The sequence below is a fragment of the [Phormidium] sp. LEGE 05292 genome, assembly GCF_015207735.1.
In the GTDB taxonomy this organism is placed as follows: Bacteria; Cyanobacteriota; Cyanobacteriia; order Cyanobacteriales; family Aerosakkonemataceae; genus Floridanema.
Map to the genome: position 1 here is coordinate 1 of NZ_JADEWG010000237.1, position 6,843 is coordinate 6,843.

Annotated in this window: 4 protein-coding genes and 1 pseudogene; 3 read left to right on the forward strand and 2 right to left on the reverse strand. The window is 40.3% G+C overall.

Annotated features, from left to right (window positions below; genetic code table 11):
• Window positions 1-31: 31 nt before the first annotated feature.
• Complete coding sequence (locus IQ264_RS30765) at window positions 32-745, reverse strand: NnrU family protein (protein ID WP_193986222.1); 714 nt, start codon at window positions 743-745, stop codon at window positions 32-34.
• 205 nt (window positions 746-950) lie between these two features.
• Here IQ264_RS30765 and IQ264_RS30770 point away from each other — a divergent pair, with 205 nt between their 5' ends.
• A complete protein-coding gene (locus IQ264_RS30770) occupies window positions 951-1,976 on the forward strand; it encodes a LysR family transcriptional regulator (RefSeq protein ID WP_193986219.1) in 1,026 nt (341 codons plus the stop codon).
• A gap of 809 nt (window positions 1,977-2,785) precedes the next feature.
• Window positions 2,786-5,155, forward strand: a complete 2,370-nt coding sequence (locus tag IQ264_RS30775; protein ID WP_193986220.1) for a GAF domain-containing sensor histidine kinase — start codon at window positions 2,786-2,788, stop codon at window positions 5,153-5,155.
• 188 nt (window positions 5,156-5,343) lie between these two features.
• Here IQ264_RS30775 and IQ264_RS30780 read toward each other — a convergent pair whose 3' ends face one another.
• Entirely contained in the window at window positions 5,344-6,075 is a 732-nt protein-coding gene (locus IQ264_RS30780; RefSeq protein WP_193986221.1) for a Crp/Fnr family transcriptional regulator, read from the reverse strand.
• 274 nt (window positions 6,076-6,349) lie between these two features.
• On the opposite strand from IQ264_RS30780, the pseudogene IQ264_RS30785 reads away from it, so the two are divergent.
• Window positions 6,350-6,843: pseudogene (locus tag IQ264_RS30785) on the forward strand (hypothetical protein); the annotation flags it as partial.

Sequence of the window (6,843 nt, forward strand, 5' to 3'; positions counted from 1 at the left end):
CCCTTGTCCCCTTGTCCCCTTGTCCCTCTCGCTACCAAGCAACTCTAGCGGTGGCGTTAATCAATATGGGATGCAGCCACCAGAAGAGGAGGACGAAGGCGGCTACTCCTAGATAGGCGGGGCGGAGAAATTCTTGCCATTTTAGGGTTTGTTTGCCTTGGACGATCGCTAAAAATGGGACGATCGAAGTTCGTTGTTTAACCGCACTGAAGGCTGCGCCGTAACGGGCTAGTAGTCGGCGATCCCCGTGCCAGACTCCAAAACAATGGTGTAGAATCAAACCGATTGACGTGACTAGGGTAAAAGTGGTACCAATCCAGATGGTGTGAGCAATGCACCAGATTATTTGTCCCACCATCTGGGGATGTCTGGTGATGCGAATGATTCCTGTTTCATACAGGTGTACTTCTGGTTTTTGAATGGCGGCAATTTCCAGCAGGTTAAAGGTTGCAGGGTACAAAAAGAGGAAAGATACGGCAGATAACACCCAAACAAAGGGTTTGATTCCGGGTATTCCTTGAACCTGCCACATCTGTAAGCCGTCATACCTATGGTTAAAAAAGTAGATGATTAACACAGTGGCTAAGGGCAAGCTGACTAGGGCAAATAATATGCGGTACATTCTGGGGCCAATTAATTTTTCTCCCCAGGTACGCAATGCTGCTAACCCACTGTGAGCGAGCGCAAAACTTAACAACAGTCCCAGGATGATTCCGTGACTGGGAGTGAACCAGCTAAATAACATTACAAAATTTGAAGAATTATCAATCGATTCAATTACAGCACGAACCATGTCAGAAATTACACTTAGAGGATTTTTTCTTAGGCGGTATTACTTCATATTTGAACCTAACATCTCTAAACTGTATTAGTAATTAAGCGTTTGAGTCAAACCCAATTTAACTGGGTTTGTCGTCTTCTGGCTCCTTTTCACATTCAGGTTTAGCCGTATGACCGACCTTCCTTTTACTTTAGATCAGTTGCGTATTCTCAAAGCGATCGCCGCTGAGGGAAGTTTCAAACGCGCCGCAGATAGTCTGTATGTGTCCCAACCCGCTGTTAGTTTACAAGTGCAGAACTTGGAAAGGCAATTGGATGTGCCTTTGTTCGATCGCGGTGGGCGCAGGGCACAATTAACAGAAGCAGGATATCTCCTGTTAAGCTACGGCGAAAAGATTCTCTCGCTTTGTGAAGAAACTTGTCGTGCAATTGAAGATTTACAAAATCTTCAGGGTGGTACCCTGATTGTGGGAGCCAGCCAAACTACTGGAACCTACCTATTACCTCGGATGATCGGAATGTTCCGGCAAAGATATCCAGATGTGTCGGTGCAGTTGCACGTTCACTCGACAAGGCGCACTGCTTGGAGTGTGGCTAATGGACAAGTGGACTTGGCAATTATTGGTGGTGAAATTCCCTCGGAATTAAATGACTCTTTGCAAATTCAACCTTATGTAGAGGATGAATTAGCGTTAATTATTCCAGTGGTTCATCCCTTTGCTAAGTTAGACATTATCCAAAAAGATGACTTGTACAAGTTAGGTTTTATTGCTCTGGATTCTCAATCGACAATTCGTAAGGTAATCGATCAAGTACTTACTCGTTGTGGTATTGATACTCGCAGGTTGAAAGTTGAAATGGAACTTAATTCCATAGAAGCAATTAAAAATGCTGTACAGTCAGGTTTAGGTGCGGCTTTTGTTTCCGTTTCGGCGATCGAAAAAGAACTCCAAATGGGGATTCTCCATCGTGCCAATATTGATGAAGTGGTGGTAAAACGAATGCTGTCGGTGATTTTTAATCCTCATCGTTACCGTTCTAAAGCAGCAGAAGCTTTTAGCCAGGAAATTTTGCCTTTGTTTGCTATGCCTGGTTGGAGCAAGGAAATTGTAGAACCGACAATTAATATTGCTAATTCTCAGAAAACTGTTGTGCTTCCCCAAGCTGGGAAAACTTTTCCGGCTAATGGTACATAATTTCTGTTTTGTCCCCAAATCCCCGTGTCGTTAGACCGGGGAATATCAAACTACTGTGTTTCTTCTAGTCGATCGCTTTTAAATTTCCCTAATTAATTAGCATTTTTATCATGAAAAAACCAAGTCAACTGATTTTAGATTTGGGAATTTAGATTTTAGATTGAAAAATTACCCAATCCAAAATCTAAAATTTTGCGGTACGGGGCTTGAACGGAAAGAAAAATTCCATTATCCTAAATCTAAAATCTAAAATTTGCCGGGTCAAGAATTGATTGGAAAGTTGGGATTGTCCGCCTTTGCTAATTTGACTAGCCCTAAAGATATATTTCTTTTAAGTGACGATTTGTATAAAATTATATCTATTTTTAGAAATGCCCTCTTGGTGCTGATAGGATTTGTGGTTATAAGGGGTTAAAAGCTTGCCCCTGTTAAGAAAAATGAAATAAAAATCAAGAAATACTGCTTTTAAAAAGCTATTTTAAAGGTATTTCACAGTGAGATATGGAAAAAAATCAGATACTTAATTCATATTAGGGCTAATTATGGGTGCTTTAAGTTACTTATTCTGTTTTCGATGAGAGTTAAGTTTTTCTGATTTTACCAAGATTCCTAATAAATTTTTTGATTTGTATAGCAGTTGCTTTCGTCGTTTAGGACTTTTCTTTATGTTGACGGCGAGGATAACTCGCTGTCAAGGATTGACACCACAAAGTTTAATTAACGACACCGTTTTAGTACAACAGTTATGGTTACAATTGCTACCGTTAGTTTAAAAAACTGCTACTGCGTCAGAATATGGAGAACTAAACATGGAAAATCGAGAATGGAAAGAGTTGGACAGGGGAAAACTTGCCAATTTTCGATTTTTTATTCCTACCTGTAAAGAAAATTCACCAGTGGAAGAGATCCTATTCTGGGAATCGCCAGGGGGCATTTTATACATGAGTTTGGATGGTGGGATTATCAAAGCTAATCCAGCAATGAGTAATTTAATTGGTTATACGGAAGCACAGCTGCGTCGCTTAGATTATCGGACAATTTCCCATCCAAATGATTTTGCTGATGAGATGAAATTGATTGAGCAATTAATTAATGGTAAGTTGTCAGGAAAATCTACTTTGCAAAAGCGTTTTATTTGTCGCAATGGTGCGATCGTCTGGGCGGAAGTGACGATGTTTTTGATGGGAGAATTAGAAGCTGAGGATAGCTATTTATTGGTATTTGTTAAAGATTTAAGTTATATTTTAGAAGCAGAAAAAGAGATTCAACACAGGCGGGAACGAGAAGCAGTACTAAGTGAAATTGCGGCGACAATTCGCAGTACTTTTAATTTTCAAAAGATTTTGGAAATAGGAGTGAGAAAATTACAAAGTGCTTTGAATGCCGATCGCGTACTAGCTTATCAGTTGCAAGCAGATGCTAGTGGTATTTGTACATCAGAAGCAGTAAAACCAGCATATAAATCGATTAGAGGACAAAGCTTTCCAGCTGAATGTATTCCCCAACGTTATTTACAAGCTTATAGTCAAGGTAGACTGTGGCATAGCATAGATGTTCGCACTGAAGAATTGTCGGAATGCTATCGAAAGATGCTGGAACAAATGGAAGTGCGAAGTATTATGGTAGCAGCGATTCAACAACGGAAAGATAATTCTTTGGAGTTGGATCGAGGGAAACTTTGGGGTTTGTTGATTGTTCATCAATGTCGAACACCTAGACAATGGACGGAAGATGAAAGACAGTTGGTGCAAATGGTGGCGAATCAAATGGCGATCGCGTTTGAACAAGCAAGTTTGGTACAACAATTGCAAGCTTACACTCAAGAATTAGAAGAAAGAGTGAAAGAACGGACGCTGACTTTAAATCGATCGTTACAATTTGAGCAACTAATTCGGAAGTTAACGGTATCACTACGCCAAGAACTGAAAGAAGATCAAATCCTGCAAACATCTGTAGAAGGTTTAGTCACAGCTTTAGAAATAGATGGTTGTTGTGCGATGTTGTTCCAAGCAACCGAAGAAGTGTTAGAAGTAGAGCATGAGTATTTTAAAGATCGGCGATCGTTGCAGATTATTAATAATGAATTATCACTATTAGGACAACACTTACTACTTAAGGAATTACCGGAAAATTGTCGTATTGCATTGCTAGCTGGAAAAACTTATTTGGGTTTAATTACACTCAAAAATCATCAACTTGCAACAACAGCAAATATAATGTTGATTACTCCTATTTGGGATACACAAGGTTTAATTGGAGCAATTGCTTTATTGCAGTTTAGATCCCATCATTTTAGCCAAGATGAAATTCTCTTGATTGAGCAAGTAGCGAGTCAATGTACTTTAGCAATTCGCCAATCTCGCCAATTGCAACTTTTGCAAGCAAAAAATCAAGAATTGTCTACTTTAAACCGGGTGAAAGGAGAGATTATTGCCAATACCAGTCATGAGTTACGCACACCTTTAACGGCAATTTTGGGGTTTTCTAGCGTGCTATTAGAAGAATGCTTTGGCAAACTCAATCCTAAACAAAAGGAATATGTCGATCGAATTTATAGCAGCGGTCAGTATTTGCTGGAATTGATCAATGATATTCTCGATATGTCTCGCATTGAAGCTGGACGTTTGGAACTAGATCCACAAATTGTGTTTATTAAAGAGATAACAGAAAATGTAGTTAGTTTAATCCGAGAACGAGCGATCGCTCAAGGTCTATCTTTACAAGTAGAAATAGCTAGCGATTTAGAATACTTGGTAGCAGATCCAATTCGCCTCAAACAAATTTTAATTAACTTACTCACTAATGCAGTGAAGTTCACGCCAAAAGGAAGTGTTGGTTTAAGAGTTTACCGTTCTTGCGAGACTGTGAACGACTGCACTACTGAAAAGGTGAATTTTACTGTTTGGGATACTGGCATTGGTATCGATCCAACTGACCAAGTAAAACTATTTTCTCCCTTTTCTCAAATTCACACTTCTTTATCACGGCAATTTTCGGGAACTGGTTTGGGTTTAGCGATCGCCAGAAGATTAGCAGAACTTCATGGCGGATCGATTACCTTAGAGTCCCGTTTAGGAAAAGGAACCAGTTTTACTCTGCAAATGCCGCTTTTCGCCCCGTCTTCTCCAACTTACGAGTTGAGTTATGAAGCAGATGGAGGGCAAAGGGATGAGTTTTGAGTTTTAAGTTAAATTACCTTTTCAACTCAAAACTTTGTAAGGGCATTGTAAGGGCGGGGTTTTTTGTTAATTCTTCTGGTGTGAACAAAGATGTATCTGCTCAAACTCTTACCCGCCCCTACAACTCAGAACGTTCCACAGTTCACTTCCTCACCAAAATTTCCCATTCGGCGATCCGTATGGACTTCTTACCGACGTAACGCTGTATCCGCAGGCAAACAGATGAGGTTATCATCTTGGGTGAGGATTAATCCTCGTTGCCGTAATTTACCCATGAGGCGGGTAACGGTGACGCGAGTAGAACCGATCGCGCTACCAATTTGGGCGTGAGTTAGTGTCCAAGGTAGACTGTAACCTTGTTCTGCTGGTTCGCCGTATTCTTCTATTAATAAAGTGAGGAATCCTAAGAGGCGATCGATCGTCCGGCGTTGTCCCAAAGTACTCAACCACAGCAGTTTCCGTTGGTGCTGATAACGAAATGCGTCCAACACTTCCCGGCGAAAATGAGGCCAATTATCTAAGTCATGCCAGTACATCCAAATGACCGAAGTTTGGTCAATGTGAGCATAACTATGTAGCGTAAAGGGCGATTGAGCTACGATTTCAAAGGGTTGTCCGGCACCAACGAAACCTAAAAAGGCTTCTTCTTGATTCAGATTGGCGACCGTGCGTGCGCCTTGATTACGATGAGTTGCGCTAACTTGAGCAACTCCTACCATTCGCACTGCACCTCGCTGCACTAAGTAAAGTAGTCCTGGACGGGCGGGAATTTTTTCATCTTTGCTAAAAGTCCGGCAACGATAATGTTCATTAGCCCAGTCAAGAATGCGTTGCCAGGTGAGAAATGGGCGTGCTGGTTCAGGACGTAGTGCTTCGGAATTTAAAGTGTTTGATTCTAAGGAAACAGATTGTGGGAGCATAGCTTTGAGTGTCAACTAATAGTGTATTATTATTACCTTTCTCAACAGGGGAGATTTTACTGTTCAAACTTAATCAAATTGATCTCATTTGACAAGGCTTGATTCATACTATCTTTATATAAGTTTTACTAGATTTTTAAAGTAATAAAGGATACTTTAGAATTAATTAATCAGTCTGTAATTTAACTTTTACATTTGTTATATTTTATGCAATCTATGTCTGTAGATAGATGGCAGAAAATAAAGCTAGATTGTCCTGTGGATATGAGCGTTGATGAATCAGAGTTTGCTAACTACCATGTTCCCCTCAGTTAAAGGGTTTTTGCTGTTGTGGCTGCAAAGGACAATTAGTACAGTAGCACAACAGCAAAATTTAATACCTTTGTTACCTTTTGCTGAGGAACAGAATAACATCCGGCAAAAGGACGATCTTTATACTTCAAAATTGCCAAAAAAATGTAATCAGATTCCAGAAAAATTAGTTACAAACGGTAATCTTTCGGTGAACAAAGTAAAGGAAGACACATTAGTACTTTACATTTGTGCGATCGCGCTACAAGTCTCCCAATCTTGGGGAACATCACCAATAGATATTGCTACTCAAATTGCCGATCGCTTTTCCTACTTATCCAGTCAAGAATTATCTGATGACCCAAAAAAATATTTCACACTCAAAGTAGTACCTCCTGGTTGGCTGCACTTACAACTAACTGATTTAGGAATCGCTACTTGGTTGCAAAGTCTAGCAGGGGGGCAGGGGAGATGGGG